The following is an 18,031-nucleotide window of genomic DNA, read 5'->3' as shown; positions in this document are numbered from 1 at the left end:
ATCGGGGGCGCCGCGCCACGGCGTCGCACGCCGGGAGAGCGGGGCACACGGACGACAATCCCGACACCCGCGCACCCTGCCCGTGCCCTTCGACGGGTCGAAGGACCATACTGGTCGGGCCCCCGACCGCCCACAGATCGACTCCATGGCCAAGAATTCTTCTTCCTCGCCTTCCTCGCCCACCGTCCCCGACACCGCGTGGCTGGGCCGCGGGCGCCACCTCGGCGCCGAGCCCGAGCAGGACGTCCGGCGCAACCTGATCGCCCTGAAGGCGGCCGGGGTGCTCGACGACTTCCTGGACCTCGACCCCGTCGAGGCGGCCCGCTCCACCGTGCTGCACCCGCGCGACGAGTCCGCCGACCCGGGCCCGTCGGCCCGCCGCCTGTTCGAGGCGCGCTGGCGCGTGGCCGACGACGTCACGGTGCGCGCCCAGCTGACGACGTACGAGCCGGAGGGGCGCCGCAAGGACGCCGAGGGTGTCCTGTGGGTGCTCGCCGCCGAGGCCGAGCGGCCCTGGGACGACCGGTGGCCCTCGCCCGCCACCATGTTCTGGCCGGACAGCGACCGGGTCGACTGGGACCACGACACGGTGGCGGGGCTGCGGCTGCGAGCCGCGAACCAGCTGCCGAAGGACGACGACGAGCTGCGCCACCTGCTGCGGGACTGCACCCGGCAGAGCTGGTACGTGCACGTCGTGGTGCACGAAGCGATGACGCCGGACGCGCAGGGACAGCAGCCGATCACCCGGTTCCTGCCGCCGGGGCTCCGGCACCGGGTGATCGAGCACCGGGCGACGCCGGAGCAGGCGCAGATCGCCGACTTCGCGCTGAAGCGGGAGTTGAAGCTGCGGATGCCGCGCGGCGGCGCCGTCGTGCTGCCGACGTCGCCGCCGCTGCCCGGCTACGAAGCGGATCGTTTCACCGTGCGCAGCGTCTTCCTCGACGGCTCGGAGCCGTTCGAACTCCTCGACCGGATCCGGGAGTTCGCCGCGTTCGCGCGCCCGCTGCCGGCCGAGGCCGAGCAGGCGCTGACCCGGCTGCGCCAGGGCTGGCACCTGCTGACGCCGGACGAGGAGCTGGTCCACGCGCAGACGATGGTGAGCCGGTACGCCGAGGCGCTCGACGCGATGACGAAGTCCCGGGACCTGTACCGGGAGGCGGCCGACGCGGCGCAGGCGGCGCTGGCCGAGGCGACGGGCGGCGACGGGGTGCCGCGGCCCCCCGCGTCCGGGCCCGCGCGGACGGAGGGATCACCGCTGAACGCGCTGACGAAGGCGTTCGGCCGCCGCCGGGGTCCGGGCAAGTAGGCGGGGGTTCCGGCACCGGTTCTCAGTCCCCCTGCGCCGTCGACTCGGCCATCCGCAGCGCGATCTCCTGCAGCAGTTCCGCCGAGCTGACGTCGGTGCGGCCCTCGTCGTGGACCGTCGCGAGCTGCGTGAACAGGTACGCGAACGCCTCGACGAGGGACACGCTCGCCGGCATCAGTGCGGCGATGGTCAGTTCGGCGGCCTTCTCGGCGTCGGACCCCGCCGGGATCTCGATGGTCGGGAACACCTCGGTGACGAGCTGTCCCAGTTGGGTGAGATCGGTGTCCAGCCGGTCCCCCTCGTTGAGCCTGCGCACCATTTCCTGCGTCTCGGTCAGCACTCCGATGGCCCGCAGGACGATCTCCTTCTGTTCCATGAAGGGAGCCTATGCGGGCGAAGCGCCCCCGGGTGCAACGTGGTCGCAACGTCCCGGCCCGTTGACTGTCCTGTCATGACCGACGTACCCCGCGTGGAGCTGACCCCCGCGGCCGCCGAACTGGTGCGGCGACTGCGAGACGCCCATGGGCCGTTGATGTTCCACCAGTCCGGCGGCTGCTGCGACGGCAGTGCGCCGATGTGCTACCCGGAGGGCGAGTTCAGGACCGGCGCGGCGGACGTGCTGCTGCAGGAACTGGTCGTGGACGGCGTGGCGGAACCCGTGTCGTTCTGGATGTCCAAGAGCCAGTACGAGGTGTGGAGTCACACGCGTCTGATCGTCGACGTCGTCGAGGGCCGCGGCAGTGGCTTCTCGCTCGAGGCGCCGGAGGGCGTACGTTTCCTGATCCGTTCCCGACTGGTCGGCACCCGGCCATCGACGTGACCCGTGTCGTCTGCTGAACTCCCTTGATGCAGACGAGAGTTGGCAACAGACGCAAGAGATTCCTGGCGGCCCTGGCGGTCGTGGGTGTGCTGGCCGGTGCGAGCCTGACGGGGGCCGCGCCGGCCAGTGCCGTCGCGGCGGGCGAGCGCCTCGCGCCCGGGGTGACGTACACCGAGTTCGACATACCCGCCGCCAAGGGCACCGCCCACGCCCATGTCCTCACCGTCGATCTGCGCGATCCCCGGGTCCGCGTCGACCTGCTGCACCCGGACGCCGTCGGGGCCCGCGCGACGGTCTCCGCCATGGCCGACGCCTCGGGTGCGGTGGGCGGGGTCAACGGGGACTTCTTCAACATCACGGAGACGCAGCATCCGGGCGTCGAGGCGACCGGCGCCTCGGTCGGCCCCGCCGTCGCGAGCGGTCGTACGCTCAAGGCGGCCGTTCCGGACGGGCAGCGCTTCGGCCCGGCCCTGCCGCCGGGCACGTCGACGCGGGACGTGCTCGGGGTGGGCGTGGACCGGCGGGCCCGGCTCGACAGCATGGCGCTCGACGGCTCGGTCCGCGCCGGGGACGACCGGGTCCCGCTCGGCGGGCTCAACCAGTACGCGCTGCCGGTCGGTTCGGTGGGCGCGTTCACGGCGCAGTGGGGCAGCGTGTCCCGGGTCCGTGCCACGTGCGGGACGGACACGCAGCGGGCGGCGCCGTGCAGCACGGACACGTACGAGGTGACGGTCCGCCGCGGTCGGGTCGTGTCGGCGGCGGACGTCCCCGGCGGCGGGCCCATAGCGGACGGCACCACGGTCCTGGTGGGCCGGGAGGCCGGAGCGCAGTGGCTGCGCAAGCTGTCGCCGGGTGAGCCGGTACGGGTCGATCACCGCCTCGTCGCCGCGCACTCGCGTGTCCCGTACCGGTTCGCGGTGGGCGGCTATCCGGTGCTGCGGGGCGGCGCGCCGCTGCCGGGCCTCGACGCGAAGACGTCCGCGGTGCGCACGGCCGCCGGGATCGCCGACCACGGCAGGAGCCTGATCCTGCTCGCCCTGGACGGCGCGCCCGCGTACCGCACGGGTCTGTCCATCGCCGAAGTGGCGGACGTCATGCGGTCGTTGGGCGCGGACGACGCGTTCAGTCTGGACGGCGGCGGCTCCTCGTCGCTGGTGGCGCGGGAGCCGGGAGCGGCCACGGTCACGCTCCTCAACCACCCGACGGACTCTCCGGAACGCGCCGTCGCGAACGGGATAGGGGTGTACGCGCGCGGGTAGCACTCCGCGGCCGGTACACCGCGGCCGGGCGGCCGTGGTCCAGGTGCCGGGTCGTCGCCCACACCGCCACGGCTGCGCAGCTGAAGGCCGCTCCCAGCAGGCACACCGCGGTCCAGCCGGCCGCCGCGTACACGACGGAGGAGCCGAGGGCGCCGAGGGCGCTCCCGGCCGAGTAGAAGACCATGTAGCCGCCGATGATCCTGCTTCCCGCGTCGGGCCGGACGGCGTAGACGAGGGACTGGTTGGTGACGTGCACGGCCTGGACGGCGAAGTCCAGGAGCAGCGCGCCGACCGCCAGGGCCCACAGCGACTGGCGGGTGAAGGCCAGCGGGAGCCAGGACACGGCGAGCAGGATCAGCCCGGCACCCGTGGTGCGCTGCGCCAGACCGCGGTCGTTCCACCGCCCCGCGGCTGCCGCGGCGACGGCGCCGGCCGCACCGGCGAGGCCGAACGCGCCGATCGCGGTGTGCGAGAGCGACCACGGCGGTCCGCTGAGGGGTTGGACCACGCTGCTCCAGAGCGTGCTGAAGGCCGCGAAGACCAGCAGGGCCAGCAGGCCGCGGATCCGCAGCAGCGGGTGGCGGGCGAACAGGGCGACGGTCGACGCCGGCAGCCGCCGGTAGGGCAGGGTGACCGTCGGCGGCCGGTCGGCGGGCAGCGCGATGCGCAGGAGTACGGCGAGCAGCGCCGTCACCCCGGCCGACAGGAGGTACACGGCGCGCCAGCCCGCCAGGTCGGCCACGACGCCCGCGACGGTGCGGGCCAGCAGAATCCCGGTGATCACCCCGCTGGTCACGGAGCCGACCACCCGGCCCCGGTGGGCGGGGGCGGCGAGTTGGGCCGCCGCGGCCACCATCGTCTGGGCGACGACGGCGAGGGCGCCGACCGCCGCGAGGGCGGCGAGCAGCACGGCCGCTCCGGGGGCGAGTCCCGCGAGCAGCAACGCACCGGCGAGCAGAGCCAGTTGGAGGGTGATGAGCCGGCGCCGACCGACGAGGTCACCGAGCGGGACCAGCAGCAACAGGCCGGCCGCGTAACCGAGTTGGGTGATCGTGACGATGGCGCCGAGCGTCCCGGAGCCGAGTGCGAACCGTTCGCCGAGCGTGACCAGCAGGGGCTGGGCGAAGTAGACGTTGGCCACCGCGCTGCCGCAGGCGACGGCGAACAGCAGGACCAGGCGCGTGGGCAGCGCCCCGGACGGAACGGGCGCAGCGTCCGTACGACAGCCCTCTCGCATACGACACCCCTCTCCTTGATGGTTGCAACTTGCTACCTCGCGGAGCCTAGGCGGGCGGGGTAGCATGTTGCAACCACAGGAGTACGAGAGTCCGAGGAAGGAAGTGCGATGGTCGCCCGCACGCGGTTCGACGCCGAGCCCTGCCCCGTCGCCCGGTCCATCGACGCGATCGGCGACTGGTGGTCCCTGCTGATCGTGCGCGACGCGTTCGACGGCAGCCGCCGCTTCGGCGAGTTCCACCGCAGCCTGGGAATCGCCAAGAACATCCTGAGCAGCCGACTGCGCAGGCTGGAGGAGACCGGCGTGATGACGTCCGCGCCGGCCTCCGACGGGAGCCGCTACCAGGAGTACGTGCTCACGGAGAAGGGGCGCGCGCTCTTCCCCGTCATCGTGGCGCTGCGCCAGTGGGGCGAGGCCGAGTGCTTCGCGCCGGGCGAGGAGCACTCGCGGCTCCTGGACCGCCGCACCGGACGCCCGCTGAGCCCGCTGGAGATCCGGGCCGGCGACGGGCGCCCGGTGGGCCCGGACGAGACGTTCGTCGAGAAGGTCGCGCAGGAGAAGGCGAGCAGAAGTGAGGGAGAGACGGTGGTCAGGAACCGTCGCGCACGGCGACCAGCCCGTTGAACACGCCCACGTAGGCCGTGCCGTCGGGGCCGAGCGTCACGGGCGCCCAGTTGTTGTCGTAGGCGATGCCCGTCCCGGCGAGGCGCTTCCAGCGCGTCTGTCCGGTGCGGAAGTCGACGGCCGTGAAGTACCAGGCGTCGATGCCCAGCTTGTTGGGCTCCTTTGTGTAGAAGTACAGCAGCCCGTTGGCGGTGGACAGCTTCGGCACGGTCGACGGCGAGCGCACGCCGGACTCCCACGCCGTGTCGCAGCCACTGCCGTCCGGACGTACGTCGACGCGCGTGACGCCGCCGACGACGCTGCGACCGAAGGTGAGCGACGTGATGTTCTCGTAGCCGTAGTTGTTCTCGACGACGAGTGAATTCCCGTACGAGATCAGGGAGTTGTCGGTGGTGGAGGCGCCGGAGCCGAAGACGGGCACCTTGCAGACGAGGCGTTGGTCGTCGGGCACGTCGGCGCCGCGGCGGTAGACGAGGACGTTCATGCGGTCGTCGGCGTTGTCGGTGATGGCGACGTAGTCCTCGTGCTCGCCGAAGAGGTCGGGCGTGGTGCCCGAACCCTGGTTCACGGAGCCGGGCTTGGTGCCGGTGCCGCGGTCGTAGGTCTGGCGCCAGACGGCCTTCGGCGTGCCGTCGGCGGCCGCCTCGAAGCCGTAGAGCGCGTGGTCGGTGACGATGGAGACGCCGTCCTCGGCCACGGAGAACGAGTTCTGGATCTCCTCGCCCTCCAGGCGGATCGCCTTGAGGGTGCCGGTGGCGGGGTCGACGGTGCCGACGCGGCCCTGCCGGGTCACCCACCAGATCCGCCCGCTCCAGTCGGGCATGACGGAGGTGACGGGGTCGCACTGACCGCTCGGGTACAGGTTCGTCCAGCTGACGCAGTCGTGCGGGACGAGGCCCGTCAGGTCCCAGTCGTCGGTGACGACGAACCGCCAACTGCCGTCCGCCGCCTGCTCGTGGGCGAGTCGCACGATGTGCTGGCGCGAGTCGGCGAGGACGAGCCGGTCCTGGTCGTCGAGGTAGGAGTAGGCGCCGCCTGAGGTGTCCTTGAAGATCCTGGAGAAGTCGAGGCGGGTGATGGCCTCGACCGTGGAGGGGCGCTGCGGCAGTTGGTACTCGGCGAGCGTCCGCAGGCTGTGCGGGTCCAGGAGTTTGACGAGGAATCCGGTGAACGTGCCGCAGACGGTGACAATGCGGCCCGCCCGGTCGAAGGTCACGGTGGCGCATTCACCGCCGAGCGCGGCCATTTGCTCGCTGGTGACCTTCGGTTCGGTGCCGTCGGGCCCGGTCCAGGGGTACGTTCCGCTGCCCCAGGCGTCGGCGTGCATCCCGCTGCGGCCGTTGGCGGCGAGGAACGGGTGCTGGGCGGGGGCCTTGCCGGGCACCGGCTGCGGGGTCGCGGGAGCGCCCGCGTACTGCTCGACGAGGCGGTGGCCCGGCGCGTCGGGGATCTCGTCGGCGCAGGCCCCGGGCGGTTGCACGGCACCGAAGGCCGTGAGGGCGAGGGTCACGGCCAGAGCCCGGGCTGGGAGTCTTCGCTGCGGCATGCGCCCGAAGCTAGGTACGGATGCCTGAAGTGTCCATGCAGATACGGGAGTTGTTCACGAACCCGAAACGATCACCGGCGGCCGTTCACGGCCACGAGGTTCACGGCTGCAGGCTGCTGACCAGTCCTGCCGTGGCGTTGATGCCGTCGTGAATGGTCGGGGCGACGCTGGTGCCCGCGAGCAGGAAGCCCAGGAGGACGCAGACGAGCGCGTGCGAGAGCTTCATGGCCCCGTTGCGCAGGATGATCACCGCGACGATCAGGAGCAACAGCACGATGGAAATGGACAGCGACATCATCGGACCTCCTCCGCCACGTCAGCACCGTGGCTTTCGGCCGCAAGTGTGACGTAACGGAGGATTCACGACGGGGCACGACCTGTCCCCCGAACGGGTGTTGACGGAGGGTGATGACAGATCGCGCTCACGGACGCCGATGACAGGTCCGTCAGCGGTCGTGCGCGTCGAGGAAGGCTTCGAGTCCCGCCAGGTCGTCGGTGTTGAGGTAGTCCACGTCGGCGGCGATCAACTCGGCCCACACCGCATCGCGTTCGGGCCCGGCCAGGTCCGGCGTGGCCCAGAACCGTACCTGCTGACCGCGCGCGTGCGCCGCGGAGACGATGCCGCGCAGCTTGTCGCGCTCGGCCGCGGGGATCGCTCCTGCGCCCTGCCAGGTGAAGTTGAGGGTCCAGTTGTCGCTGATGAGCGGGACGAACGAGGCGGGGGCCGCGGTGCCCAGGTCGGTCAGCCGCCCGTCGTAGAAGGCGCTGCGGGTGCGCTGCGCCTCCATCGGGGTGCGGGCCGCGCGGTCGCCGGAGACGACGGCGGTGACGGGTCCCTTGTGCACGCGCCCGTGGGCGTACGTCGTGAACAGGCCGCGGTAGCGGCGCAGTTGGCGGTCGAGCTCGACGTACGTCGCGGCACCCTCGGTCTTGATGTCGATGAGCAGTTGGAGCGGGGTGTGCCACCCCCGGTACACCGAGCCGTGCTGGGCGCGGACGCGGGCGGCGAGCGGGGCGAGGTAGAGCGAGTCGAGGGTGCGGCTCGGGTCGAGGTCGACGGGGTCGTGGGCGACGAGGAGGTCGCCGTCGACGAGGTAGATGTCGGCCTCGACGCTGTTGAAGCGGTGGTCGAGGGCGTCGAACAGGGGCCGCGGGTGGTCGTAGTCGTTGTGGGCGTGCGCCCTCAGCAGGGGGCGTGGACCGCGTCCGCGCCCTGTGGCGTGGGCGAGTTGGGGTGCGGCGACACCGGTGGCGAGTGCGGCGGCGAGGGTGCCGAGGGCTCTGCGGCGGGTGGTCGGGGCCATGTGTGCCTCCCGTGGTGGGCGGGTGGGGACATGGGCGAGTATGCGGGGCCTGTGGCGCCAAGGGGCAGTGGGTGGGCGGGAGTTGGCCGGACTGCCGCCCCCGGTTCACTGCGCGGTCATGGACGCGGCGCGATCGGAACGACCCGACCCCACGCTGACCATCTGCGCACGGACCATCTGCGCCGGGCCGGCCGCGCTCCGTCCGGGCGCGCCCGGACCTGCCGCGCTCCGACCAGCCGCGTTCCGACTAGCCGCGTTCGGACTTGCTGCGCTCGACGCAGAACTCGTTGCCCTCGGGGTCGCGCAGGGTGGCCCAGCCGAGCCCGTCGGGGCGCCTGTGGTCCTCGTGGAGGGTGGCGCCCAGGGCCAGCAGGCGGTCGACCTCTTCGTCGCGGGTGCGGTCCTGCGGCTGGAGGTCCAGGTGCAGGCGGTTCTTGACGACCCTCGGGTCGTCCACCCGGATGAACAGCAGCGCGGCGGCCTCGCTCTCGACCAGCACCTCCGGGTCGCCCGGCTTGTCCTCGTCGGAGACGCGCCCGCCGAGCACCTCGGCCCAGAATCCGGCGAGGGTGTAGGGGTCGGAACAGTCGAGGGTGATGTGCCTGATCAGTGACGTCATGGCCGTCAATCGATCACGAACGCACGCTGCTGTCCAGCGATTTGCCGCGCGACGGCCGGGCGCCGGCGTCCGGCCCGGTCGTCGGATGGTCCACGGTCCGGTCGCACCACCGCTCGAGGAGCACCCGGTCGTGGCCGACGGCGAGCAGGCCCGCGCCGGACGCGCGGCGGTAGTCCTCCACCGCGCCCACCAGCGCCGCCGTCGTGGACGCGTCGAGCATCGCGGTCATCTCGTCGCAGATCAGCCAGCGCGGGCGCAGCGCCAGTGCCCGGGCCAGGCAGGCGCGTTGCAGCTGCCCGTCGCTGACCTCGTGGGGGCGGCGGGCGAGCAGGTCGGGGCCGAGTCCCACCGCGGCCGCCAACTCCTCGACGCGTGCGGCGTGTTCGAGCCGGTTCGCGCGCAGGGGCTCGGCCACCAGGTCGACGAGGCGCAGGCGCGGGTCGGCCGACAGGCGGGGCTGCTGGAAGACGACGCCGAACGCGGTGCGCTGGGCGCGGGGTGCGCGGTGCCGCCAGCCGCGGGCCGGTTCGCCGTCGACGACGACGTGTCCGGCGTACGGCTCGTGCAGCAGGGCGGCGACCCGGGCGAGGGTCGACTTGCCGCAGCCGCTGGGCCCCAACAGGCCGACGCTCTCGCCGGGTTGGATGGTGAGGCTGACGTCGCGCAGGACGGGGGCGCGTCGGTGGTAGCCCGCGGTGATCGCCTTCAGCTCAAGCACGGGCGGCCTCCTGTGCGCGTACGGGGTGGTGGCAGGCGACGCCGTCCGTCAGGCCGGGCAGGCGCCCGCAGGGCTCATCGGCGCGGGTGCAGCGGGCCGCGAACGCGCAGCCGTCGGGCAGGGCGCCCAGTTCCGGCGGCATGCCGGGGATCGGGGTGAAGGCGCGGTCGGGCAGCGCGTCCAGGAGCCCACGGGCGTAGGGGTGCTGGGGCCCCGGCGTACCGAAGAACCCGTCGGCGTCCGCGAGTTCGACGATGCGGCTCGCGTACATCACGGCGACCCGGTCGGCGATCCGCTCGGCGGCGGCCAGGTCGTGCGTGATGAGCAGCAGGGCACGGTCGGTGCCGATGTGGCGGCGCAGTTCGTCGACGGTGCGCTCGACCAGGTCGCGGTCGAGGCCCGTCGTGGGTTCGTCGGCGAGCAGCAGGGGCGCGTCGCCGACGAGGGCGAGGGCGGTGGCGGCGCGCTGGGCGAGGCCGCCGGAGAGTTCGTGGGGGTAGCGGTCGAGGTGGCCGGGCGGGAACGCGGCCCGCTCGGCGGCCTCCGTCACGGCCCGCCGCAGATCACCCCGGCGCAGGCCCCTCAATTCCCTGATGGTCTCGGCCAGTTGGGCGCGGACCGTGCGCACCGGCGTCAGATGGGCGGCCGGGCTCTGCGGGACCAGGCCGACGCGGCGGCCGCGCACCGAGCGGGCCAGGGTCGCCTCGTCGGCGCCGATCAGGTCGGGGCCTTCACCGAGCCGCGCCGAGCCCGCCGTCTCGGCGTTGCCCGGGAGCAGCCCGAGCAGGGCCGAGGCGAGCACCGACTTGCCGCAGCCGCTCTCGCCGACGAGGGCCAGGCACTCCCCCGCCGCGAGGTCGAAGGAGACGTCGCTGACGGCCCGTACGTACGCGCCGTCGCGCATCCGGAACCGTACGGACAGGCCGTCCACCGAAAGCACTGTGGTCACAGGGTCAGCTCCGATCGGCGGCGCGGGTTGAGGCGCTCGCGCCACGCTCCGGCGAGGCCCGCGATCGCCAGCGTCGGCACGATGATGAACAGGCCGGGGAAGAGCGTCGGCCACCAGTCCCCCGCGAGCAACGAGCCGCGGGCGCTCTGCACGAGGCTGCCGAGGCTCGCCCGGTGGGCGGGCAGGCCCAACCCGAGGAAGGACAGGGCGGATTCGTGCCAGATGGCGTGCGGCACCATCAGGACCGCGGCGAGTGCGGCCTGCGGCAGGACGCCGGGCAGCAGGTGCCGCAGGGTCACCCGCCATCGGGAGGCGCCGCCGGAGATCGCCGCGTCGACGTACGGGCGGGCGCGCAGCGACAGGACCTCGGCGCGCACGATGCGGGCCGTCGACAGCCAGTGCGTCAGGGCCACGGACACGACGACCGGCCAGACGCCGGGCCGGAACATGGCCACGATGAAGATGCCCAGGAGCAGGTGCGGCACGGACGAGAAGGTGTCGACGACGCGCATCACGACGCGGTCCGTCCAGCCGCCGAGGGCGCCCGCGAGCGCTCCGACGGCCGTGCCGATCACGGTGGCCACGACCGCGGCGACCACGCCGACGAGCAGCGAGACGCGCAGCCCGTACACGCAGCGCAGCAGCAGGTCGCGGCCGACGTCGTCGGTGCCGAACGGGTGGGCCCAGGACGGCGGTTGGAGCTTGGCGGCGAGGTCGACGGCCTGCTCGTCGAGGCCGGCCAGCGGCGGCACGAGCAGCACGGCGAGGACGACGAGGCCCACGATCACGGCCGAGGACCGGATCCGCCACGTGCGCGTGGAGCGGCGCCGCGCCCCGTGCGTACGCCACGGGAGTGCCTGGTCAGCCATCGAAGCCCACCCTCGGATCGGCGAGGCCGTACAGCAGGTCGGCGGCCCAGTTCCCGGCGAGGACGGCGAGCGTCGCGAGGACCGTGAGGGCGGCGAGCAGCGGGAAGTCGACGGACGTGGCCGCTTGCACGGTCGCGGCGGCGATGCCGGGCCAGCTGAACACGGTCTCCACGAGCAGGGCTCCGGTGATGAGTTCGGGCACCCGTGAGCCGATCAGGGTGAGCACGGGCAGCGTGCCCGAGCGCAGGGCGTGCCCGAACAGGACGGTGCGCGGGGCGAGTCCACGGGCCTTGGCGCCGCGCACGGGGTCCTCCTCCAGCGCGTCACCGACGCCCTGACGGACGTACAGGACGAACCACGGCAGCTGCGAGAGGGCCAACACGCCTGCGGGCAGCACGAGATGAGGGAGGACCTGCGAGGCGGTGACGGTCGCGGAGCCGGTGTCGGTGAGGCCGCCCGCGGGCAGCACGTCGAGCTTGAGCGCGAACAGCCAGACGGCGAGCAGGCCGAGCCAGAACGGCGGCGCGGCCTCCAGCGTGTACGCGAGGGAGGTGACGGCGCGGTCGAGCGGGCCGCCCTGGCGCCGCGCCGCCAGTACGCCGAGGAGGGTGCCGAGCACGATGGCGACGAGGAAGGCGGTGGCCGCCAACAGGACGGACCAGCCCAGGCGTTGGGTGATGGCGTCGAGGACGGGCTGGCGCAGGACCGCGGAGTCGCCGAGGTCGCCGGTGAGCGCCGACGTCAGCCAGTGCCACCAGCGGCCGGGCAGCGGCTGGTCGACGCCGAGGTTGGCGCGCAGCTGGTCGAGGTTGTCCTGCGAGGCGGTGAGTCCTGCCGTGCCCGCGTACGCCTTGACCGGGTCGAAGGGGGAGGCGGCGGCGATCGCGAAGACGCCGAAGGTGACGGCGGCCAGGACGGGCACGGCGAACAGGATTCGCCGGCCCGTCAGGCGCGCCATCGGCCCCCAGGGGAGCCGCCGGCTCATGCGGTCCAGTCCTCCACGTTCCACCACGGGCCGGACGCGAGCCCGTGGTCGTGCGGTTCGACCTGGGTGGAGAGGTCGCCGAACTTCTTGTCGACGACGTAGAGGTGGTCGATGTGCGTGAGGAAGGTGTAGCCGGGGTTCTTCATCAGCTCGCGCTGGATCGTGTCGTACGCGGCCTGGCGCTCGGCGCGCTCACCGCTGCGGCGGGCGTCGTCGAGGGCGGCGTCGACCGTTGAACTGTCGTACCAGGCCATGTTGTTGAAGCCGTCGCCCGCGAGGGAGGACTTGAGGAGCGTGTACTGGTCGAAGTCCGGGTCGGCGGGGGCGCCGCCGCCCGCGAGGACCGCGTCCTTGGGCATGCGCGGCTCGATGACCTCCCAGGTGCCGCTCTCGACCTTGATGTCGATGCCGAGCTTCTTGGCGTCGGAGGCGTAGGCGAGGGCGTGGTCCTGGCGGAGCTTGTCGCCGGTCAGGTACCACAGCGGGAACGAGGCGCGGACGCCGTCGCGCTCGCGGACGCCGCCGTCGCCCTCCTTCCAACCCGCCTGGTCCAGCAGCTTCTTGGCCTTCTCGACGTCGTACGTGCGCTCCGTGCCCTTGGTGAACCAGGGGCTGTCGGTGGGCACCGGGCCGTAGGCCTCCTTGCCCGCGCCTTCGAGGATCTGGTCGACCATCGCCTTGCGGTGCACGCCGATGTCGAGGGCGCGGCGGATCGCGGTGTCGCCCGCGACCTTGTTGCCGGTGGGCAGGGTGACGACGCGGTAGTCGAAGGTCTTCGCCGTGTACGTCCTCTTGCCGTCGTCGCCCTGGTACGTCTTGGCCAGGTTCGGCGGCAGGATGGCGCCGTCGAGGTCGCCGGAGCGCAGCCGGGTGGCGCGCACGTCGTCGTCCTTGATGATCGCCATGGTGAAGTTCTCGATCTTCGGCGCGCCGCCCCAGTAGTCGGGGTTCGCCTTGAAGACGAGCTTCTCTCCCTTGGACCACGTGACGAGCTCGTACGGCCCGGTGCCGATCGGCCTGGTCGTGAACTCGCCCGTGTTGACGTCCTGTTGACCGGCCACGTGCTCGGGCGCGATGGGCAGGACGGTGCGCTCGGCGAACGGCGCGTAGGGGTACTTGAGGTGGAAGACGACGGTGTCGTCGCCCTTGGCCTCGATGCTCTTGACCGCGTCGAGCTCGGTCTTGGAGGCGTTGTTGGTCTTCTTGTCGAGGATGGTCTCGTACGTGAAGACGACGTCCTTGGACGTGAACGGCTTCCCGTCGCTGAACTTCACGCCGTCGCGGAGCCGGTACGTGTACGTGCGGCCGTCGTCGGTGACCTTCGGCAGGGCGGCGGCGAGCGCGGGCTTCAGCTTCATGCCGGCGTCGTGCGTGAGCAGCCCGTCGAAGATCTTCGAGTTGCCGTCCTTGCCGTAGCCGAGCAGGGGGCTGAGCGTCTCGGGCTCGTAGGCGGTGCCGACGACCGCGCTCGCGCCGCCGCCGTTCTTCGCGCCGTCGCCCGGCGCCGCGCAGGCGGCAGCGGTCAACGCCAGTGCGCTGACCGCTGCTCCTGCTATGACGCTGTTCCCCGGCCGTGCCACGACGCCCACCCCTATTCAAGATCAACAGTTATTGCGAACAGGTCGCAATAATGCCATCTCGTCAAGGGAAGGTAAAACCGGGGTCAAGCCCGGCGCTTCAGGGCGCCCGGAGGTCGACCAGTGCGGCCAGCTCCTCCCGGTGGCGGCCCGCGGTGCCGAGCGCGATCGAGTCGGCCTTGGCGCGCTTGAGGTACAGGTGGATCGGGTGCTCCCACGTCATCCCGATGCCGCCGTGCAGCTGGAGCGCCTCCTCGGCGGCGTGCACGGCGACGGGCGCCGCGTACGCCTGGGCGACGGCCACCGCGACAGCTGTCTCCTCGTCGGTGTCGCTGCCGGTGGCGAGCGCGTCGGCCGCGTTGCGCGCGGCGGCGCGGGTGTTGACGACCTCGAGCCACAGCTGGGCGAGCCGGTGCTTGAGCGACTGGAACGAGGCGACGGGCCGGTTGAACTGGTGCCGCTCACGCGTGTAGCGCACGGTCTCCGTCAACAGCCAGTCGGCGACGCCGAGTTGCTCCGCGACCAGCAGCCCCGCGCCCGCGCGCAGGGCGCGGCGCACGGCGGGCGCCGCGTCGCCGACCCGGCGGCCGGAGGCACCGCTCAGGGTGACGGTCGCCAGCGGCCGGGTCAGGTCCAGGGACACCTGAGGGGTGACGGTCGCGTCGGCGGCGTCCACCGCGTACAGCCCGCCGTCGTCCGCGGGGACGAGCAGCACGTCGGCGACCGCCGCGTCCGCCACGGCGGTCAACTCCCCGTGCAGAGTGCCGTCTTCGAGTCGTACGGCCTTGAGGGCGTCGCCGGGGGCGGCGCTCAGGGACACGGCGAGGGCGGCGATCGTCGTCCCGGACGCCAGCTCGGTGAGCAGATCGTCGGCCCTGCACGCCAGCAGCGCCTCGGTGGCCACGACGGCGCTCGTCAGATACGGCACCGGGGCGACCGCCCGCCCCAACTCCTCGAGGACTACGGCGGCTTCGCGGTGCGAGGCGCCCTGCCCGCCGAGCTCCTCGGGGATCAGCAGACCCGCGAGCCCCATGCTCTCGGTGAGCACCTTCCACGTCGCGATGTCGTGGGGGCTGTCCGACTCGACGCGGGCGAGGACGGCGGCGGCGTCGCAGTGGTCGGCGAGCAGGTCGCGGACCGCCGAGCGGAGCGCCTCCTCGTCCTCGGAGTAGAGCAGGTCGGGCTGTGTGCTCATCGGGAGAGGTCCTTCCAGGCGACGTCCTTGTCGGTGCGCGGCTCGGGCGGCAGGCCCAGGACGCGCTCGGCGACGATGTTCAGCAGGACCTCGCTCGTCCCGCCCTCGATGCTGTTGCCCTTGGCCCGCAGATAGCGGTAGCCCGCCTCGCGGCCCGCGAAGTCGACGAGCTCGGGACGGCGCAGCGTCCAGTCGTCGTACAACAAGCCCCCCTCGCCGAGGAGTTCGACCTCGAGGCCGCTGATCTCCTGGTTGAGCCGGGCGAAGCCGAGCTTCATGCCTGCGCCCTCGGGCCCCGGGTGTCCGGCGACGAGCTGCTGGCGCAGGCGCTCGCCGGTGAGCCGGGCCACCTCGGCGTCCACCCACAGCTTGACGAGGCGCTGGTGCAGATCGGGCGTGCGCAGCTCTGGCCGCTCGCGCCAGGTCTTCACGACGGGCCCGATCAGGCCGCCCTCGCGCGGGATGCGCATGCCGCCGATGGCGACGCGCTCGTTGTTGAGGGTGGTCTGGGCGACCTTCCAGCCGTTGCCGACCGCGCCGAGCCGGTGGGCGTCGGGGATGCGGACGTCACTGAGGAACACCTCGTTGAACTCGGCCTCGCCGGTGATCTGGCGCAGCGGCCGCACGTCGACGCCCGGGTCGGTCATGTCGCACACGAAGTACGTGATGCCGCGGTGCTTGGGCACGTCCGGGTCGGTGCGGGCGATGAGGATGGCGAACCGGGCGTTGTGCGCGCCGGACGTCCACACCTTCTGCCCGTTGACGGTCCAGGTGTCGCCGTCCAGGACGGCCCGGGTGCCGAGCGCGGCGAGGTCGGAGCCGGCGCCGGGCTCGCTGAACAGCTGGCACCACACCTCGTCGCCGGTCCACAGCGGCTTGAGGAAGCGCTGCTTCTGCTCGTCGGTGCCGTACGCGAGGATGGTCGGGGCGGCCATGCCGAGCCCGATGCCGTTGCGCCGTGGGTCGTTGTCGGGGGCGCCGGCCGCCTCCAGCTCGGCGTCCACGACGGCCTGCAGGGCGCGCGGCGCGTCGAGCCCGCCGAGCCCCTCCGGGTAGTGCACCCAGGCCAGGCCCGCGTCGAAGCGAGCGCTGAGGAAGTCGGCGCGCGGCGTCGTGGCGGGCGGGTGGGCGGCGAGGAACTCCTGGGTGAGCGTGCGCAGTTCGGCGGCGTCGAGCGTCATGCGGTGGCTCCTTCCGTACGGGCGCCCAGGCCGGGGATCACGACGACGCGGCCCGTGGTGACGCCGTCGGCGACGCGCTGGACGGCGGCCGCGGCGTCGGTCAGGTCGACGCGCTCGCTGACGAGGGGCTTGATGGCGCCGCGCGCGGCGAGCTCGGTGAGCTCCTGGTGGCAGCGTCCGATCAGCTTCGGGTTCTTGGTGGCGTACAGGCCCCAGTGCAGGCCGAGGATCGAGTAGTTCTTCACCAGGGCGTGGTTGAGGGCGGGGGCCGGGATGGTGCCGGAGGCGAAGCCGACCACGACGATCCGCCCCTCGAAGGCGACGGTCTTCGCGGACTGCGTGTACGCGTCGCCGCCGACCGGGTCGTAGACGACGTCGGCGCCGCGGCCGCCGGTGGCTTCCTTCACGGCGGCGATGACGTCCTCGCCGCGCCGGTCGATGACGACGTCGCAGCCCAGCTCCTGGGCGACCTTGGCCTTTTCCGGCCCGCCGACGACACCGATGACGCGGGCGCCCGCGGCCTTGCCGAGCTGGACGGCGGCGCTGCCGACCCCGCCCGCGGCGGCGTGCACGAGCAGCGTCTCGCCCTCCTGGAGGTGCGCACGCTGGTGCAGGCCGAACCAGCCGGTCTGGTAGCCGATGTGCAGGGCGGCCGTCTCCGCGTCGTCGAGCGACTCCGGCGCGGGCAGCAGGGTGCGGGCGTCCGCGAGGGCGTACTCGGCGAGACCGCCGTGCGGCAGCGCCGGGTTGGCGATCACCCGGCGCCCGTCCTCGGTCTCCCCGCAGATCTCCACGCCGGGCGTGAACGGCAGCGGCGGCCTGATCTGATACTGCCCCTTGCACAGCAGCGCGTCCGGGAAGTTGATGTTGGCGGCGCGCACCTTGAGCAGGATCTGCCCCTCACCGGGCACGGGGCGCTCGACCTCTTCGAGGCGCATCACCTCGCTCGGCTCGCCGTTCTCGTGCACTTGCCATGCCTGCATGCGGGGCCTCCACGGACTGCTGCGTCGGGACTCGCTCGCATACTAAGCGGTCGCTTGCCCTCCTGTGAATGCCCCTGGCGGCCTCAAAGGCAGGCTCTCACTCCCCGCCGCCGCGGACGGGCCGCGCCCTGACGTGCATGCGCTCGCCCTGCGGCCCGAACAGGCTGAGGAACTCGACGGGCCCCTCACCCGTGGACCCGAACCAGTGCGGGACCCGCGTGTCGAACTCGGCGGCCTCACCGGGCCCGAGGACGACGTCGTGCTCACCGAGGACGAGCCGGAGCTTCCCGGAGAGGATGTACAGCCACTCGTACCCCTCGTGACTGCGCGGGTCGGGCTCGCCGGGATCCCTCTTCGGCTCGATCACCTTGTACGCCTGCAGGCCGCCGGGCTGCCGGGTCAGCGGGAACATCGTGCGGCCGTGCCGGACGATCGGCTTCGCGCGCACCCGCGGGTCGCCGACGGGCGGGGCCCCGACCAGTTCGTCGAGGGGGACCTGGTGGGCGCGGGCGATCGGCAGCAACAGCTCCAGGCTGGGCCTGCGCAGGCCCGACTCCAGGCGCGACAGGGTGCTGACCGAGATGCCGGTGGCCTCCGACAGGCCGGAGAGGGTGGCGCCGCGCTCCTTGCGCAGGGCGCGAAGACGCGGGCCGACCTCCGAGAGGACGGCGTCCATCGCCTGAGGGCCCGCCTCACCCTTCTCCTCTTGCTCCTCGCGCTTCGCATTCATGGGTCCATTGCATTTTCGGCAAACCTGTTTGTCAATCCCGACGGTTCGCGTGCACCTTCGAGGCAGAAAGCAGAGAGCTAAAGAGCAAAGAGCAAAGAGCAGAGCAGCAGCCTGCACCGGACATACGAG

General features: G+C 72.6%; 19 protein-coding genes. 4 read left to right on the top strand and 15 right to left on the bottom strand.

Annotated features, from left to right (window positions below; all coding sequences use genetic code 11):
* The first annotated feature begins 145 nt into the window (after nt 1-145).
* On the top strand, nt 146-1,306 hold the full coding sequence (locus tag ACIBUY_RS25880; RefSeq protein WP_399153862.1) for a hypothetical protein: 1,161 nt from the start codon (nt 146-148) through the stop codon (nt 1,304-1,306).
* Nucleotides 1,307-1,328: 22 nt separating this feature from the next.
* On the opposite strand, the gene ACIBUY_RS25875 is transcribed toward ACIBUY_RS25880, so the two are convergent.
* Complete coding sequence (locus ACIBUY_RS25875) at nt 1,329-1,682, bottom strand: hypothetical protein (RefSeq protein WP_399153861.1); 354 nt, start codon at nt 1,680-1,682, stop codon at nt 1,329-1,331.
* Nucleotides 1,683-1,757: 75 nt separating this feature from the next.
* Between ACIBUY_RS25875 and ACIBUY_RS25870 the strand changes: the two genes are divergently transcribed.
* Together ACIBUY_RS25870 and ACIBUY_RS25865 are read left to right on the top strand one after the other, a co-directional pair.
* Nucleotides 1,758-2,126 carry a DUF779 domain-containing protein gene (locus tag ACIBUY_RS25870; RefSeq protein ID WP_365575671.1) on the top strand — a complete coding sequence of 123 codons (369 nt, stop codon included), beginning with the start codon at nt 1,758-1,760 and terminating at the stop codon, nt 2,124-2,126.
* A gap of 26 nt (nt 2,127-2,152) precedes the next feature.
* Nucleotides 2,153-3,385, top strand: a complete 1,233-nt coding sequence (locus tag ACIBUY_RS25865; protein ID WP_399153860.1) for a phosphodiester glycosidase family protein — start codon at nt 2,153-2,155, stop codon at nt 3,383-3,385.
* Here the strand turns inward: ACIBUY_RS25865 and ACIBUY_RS25860 are convergent.
* Nucleotides 3,318-4,622 (bottom strand): MFS transporter, encoded by a 1,305-nt coding sequence (locus tag ACIBUY_RS25860; RefSeq protein WP_399153859.1) that lies wholly within the window; start codon nt 4,620-4,622, stop codon nt 3,318-3,320. The two genes, ACIBUY_RS25865 and ACIBUY_RS25860, sit on opposite strands and share 68 nt — an antisense overlap.
* Nucleotides 4,623-4,730: 108 nt before the next feature.
* On the opposite strand from ACIBUY_RS25860, the gene ACIBUY_RS25855 reads away from it, so the two are divergent.
* Nucleotides 4,731-5,246: a winged helix-turn-helix transcriptional regulator gene (locus ACIBUY_RS25855; protein ID WP_399153858.1), complete on the top strand. Its 516-nt coding sequence runs from the start codon at nt 4,731-4,733 to the stop codon at nt 5,244-5,246.
* Here ACIBUY_RS25855 and ACIBUY_RS25850 read toward each other — a convergent pair.
* The 13 genes from ACIBUY_RS25850 to ACIBUY_RS25790 form a co-directional block, all read right to left on the bottom strand.
* Nucleotides 5,212-6,792, bottom strand: coding sequence for a hypothetical protein (locus tag ACIBUY_RS25850; RefSeq protein ID WP_399153857.1), 1,581 nt, complete (start codon nt 6,790-6,792; stop codon nt 5,212-5,214). The two genes, ACIBUY_RS25855 and ACIBUY_RS25850, sit on opposite strands and share 35 nt — an antisense overlap.
* A 100-nt stretch (nt 6,793-6,892) precedes the next feature.
* Nucleotides 6,893-7,087 carry a hypothetical protein gene (locus tag ACIBUY_RS25845; RefSeq protein ID WP_365575771.1) on the bottom strand — a complete coding sequence of 65 codons (195 nt, stop codon included), beginning with the start codon at nt 7,085-7,087 and terminating at the stop codon, nt 6,893-6,895.
* Nucleotides 7,088-7,238: 151 nt separating this feature from the next.
* On the bottom strand, nt 7,239-8,096 hold the full coding sequence (locus tag ACIBUY_RS25840; protein ID WP_399153856.1) for a phosphatidylinositol-specific phospholipase C/glycerophosphodiester phosphodiesterase family protein: 858 nt from the start codon (nt 8,094-8,096) through the stop codon (nt 7,239-7,241).
* A gap of 247 nt (nt 8,097-8,343) precedes the next feature.
* Entirely contained in the window at nt 8,344-8,715 is a 372-nt protein-coding gene (locus tag ACIBUY_RS25835; protein WP_365575683.1) for a VOC family protein, read from the bottom strand.
* A gap of 13 nt (nt 8,716-8,728) precedes the next feature.
* Nucleotides 8,729-9,433, bottom strand: coding sequence for an ATP-binding cassette domain-containing protein (locus ACIBUY_RS25830; protein WP_365575685.1), 705 nt, complete (start codon nt 9,431-9,433; stop codon nt 8,729-8,731).
* Nucleotides 9,426-10,337: an ABC transporter ATP-binding protein gene (locus tag ACIBUY_RS25825; RefSeq protein WP_399154039.1), complete on the bottom strand. Its 912-nt coding sequence runs from the start codon at nt 10,335-10,337 to the stop codon at nt 9,426-9,428. Before ACIBUY_RS25825 ends, ACIBUY_RS25830 begins: the two co-directional genes overlap by 8 nt.
* Nucleotides 10,338-10,378: 41 nt before the next feature.
* Complete coding sequence (locus ACIBUY_RS25820) at nt 10,379-11,251, bottom strand: ABC transporter permease (RefSeq protein WP_365575687.1); 873 nt, start codon at nt 11,249-11,251, stop codon at nt 10,379-10,381.
* Nucleotides 11,244-12,236 carry an ABC transporter permease gene (locus ACIBUY_RS25815; protein ID WP_399153855.1) on the bottom strand — a complete coding sequence of 331 codons (993 nt, stop codon included), beginning with the start codon at nt 12,234-12,236 and terminating at the stop codon, nt 11,244-11,246. Before ACIBUY_RS25815 ends, ACIBUY_RS25820 begins: the two co-directional genes overlap by 8 nt.
* The gene (locus ACIBUY_RS25810; RefSeq protein ID WP_399153854.1) at nt 12,233-13,816 is read right to left on the bottom strand and encodes an ABC transporter substrate-binding protein; all 1,584 of its coding nucleotides are present in this window, start codon (nt 13,814-13,816) and stop codon (nt 12,233-12,235) included. Before ACIBUY_RS25810 ends, ACIBUY_RS25815 begins: the two co-directional genes overlap by 4 nt.
* Before the next feature lie 97 nt (nt 13,817-13,913).
* On the bottom strand, nt 13,914-15,008 hold the full coding sequence (locus tag ACIBUY_RS25805) for an acyl-CoA dehydrogenase family protein (protein WP_399153853.1): 1,095 nt from the start codon (nt 15,006-15,008) through the stop codon (nt 13,914-13,916).
* Nucleotides 15,005-16,189, bottom strand: coding sequence for an acyl-CoA dehydrogenase family protein (locus tag ACIBUY_RS25800; protein ID WP_399153852.1), 1,185 nt, complete (start codon nt 16,187-16,189; stop codon nt 15,005-15,007). The genes ACIBUY_RS25805 and ACIBUY_RS25800 overlap by 4 nt, the downstream gene beginning before the upstream one ends.
* Nucleotides 16,186-17,172, bottom strand: coding sequence for an NADPH:quinone oxidoreductase family protein (locus tag ACIBUY_RS25795; protein WP_399153851.1), 987 nt, complete (start codon nt 17,170-17,172; stop codon nt 16,186-16,188). The genes ACIBUY_RS25800 and ACIBUY_RS25795 overlap by 4 nt, the downstream gene beginning before the upstream one ends.
* A 97-nt stretch (nt 17,173-17,269) precedes the next feature.
* Nucleotides 17,270-17,902 carry a helix-turn-helix domain-containing protein gene (locus tag ACIBUY_RS25790; protein ID WP_399153850.1) on the bottom strand — a complete coding sequence of 211 codons (633 nt, stop codon included), beginning with the start codon at nt 17,900-17,902 and terminating at the stop codon, nt 17,270-17,272.
* Nucleotides 17,903-18,031 lie beyond the last annotated feature (129 nt).

It is taken from the genome of Streptomyces sp. NPDC050085, from assembly GCF_044460595.1.
In the GTDB taxonomy this organism is placed as follows: Bacteria; Actinomycetota; Actinomycetes; order Streptomycetales; family Streptomycetaceae; genus Streptomyces.
Note: the sequence above shows the minus strand (reverse complement) of the source record. Positions and strands in the feature narration are given on the sequence as shown.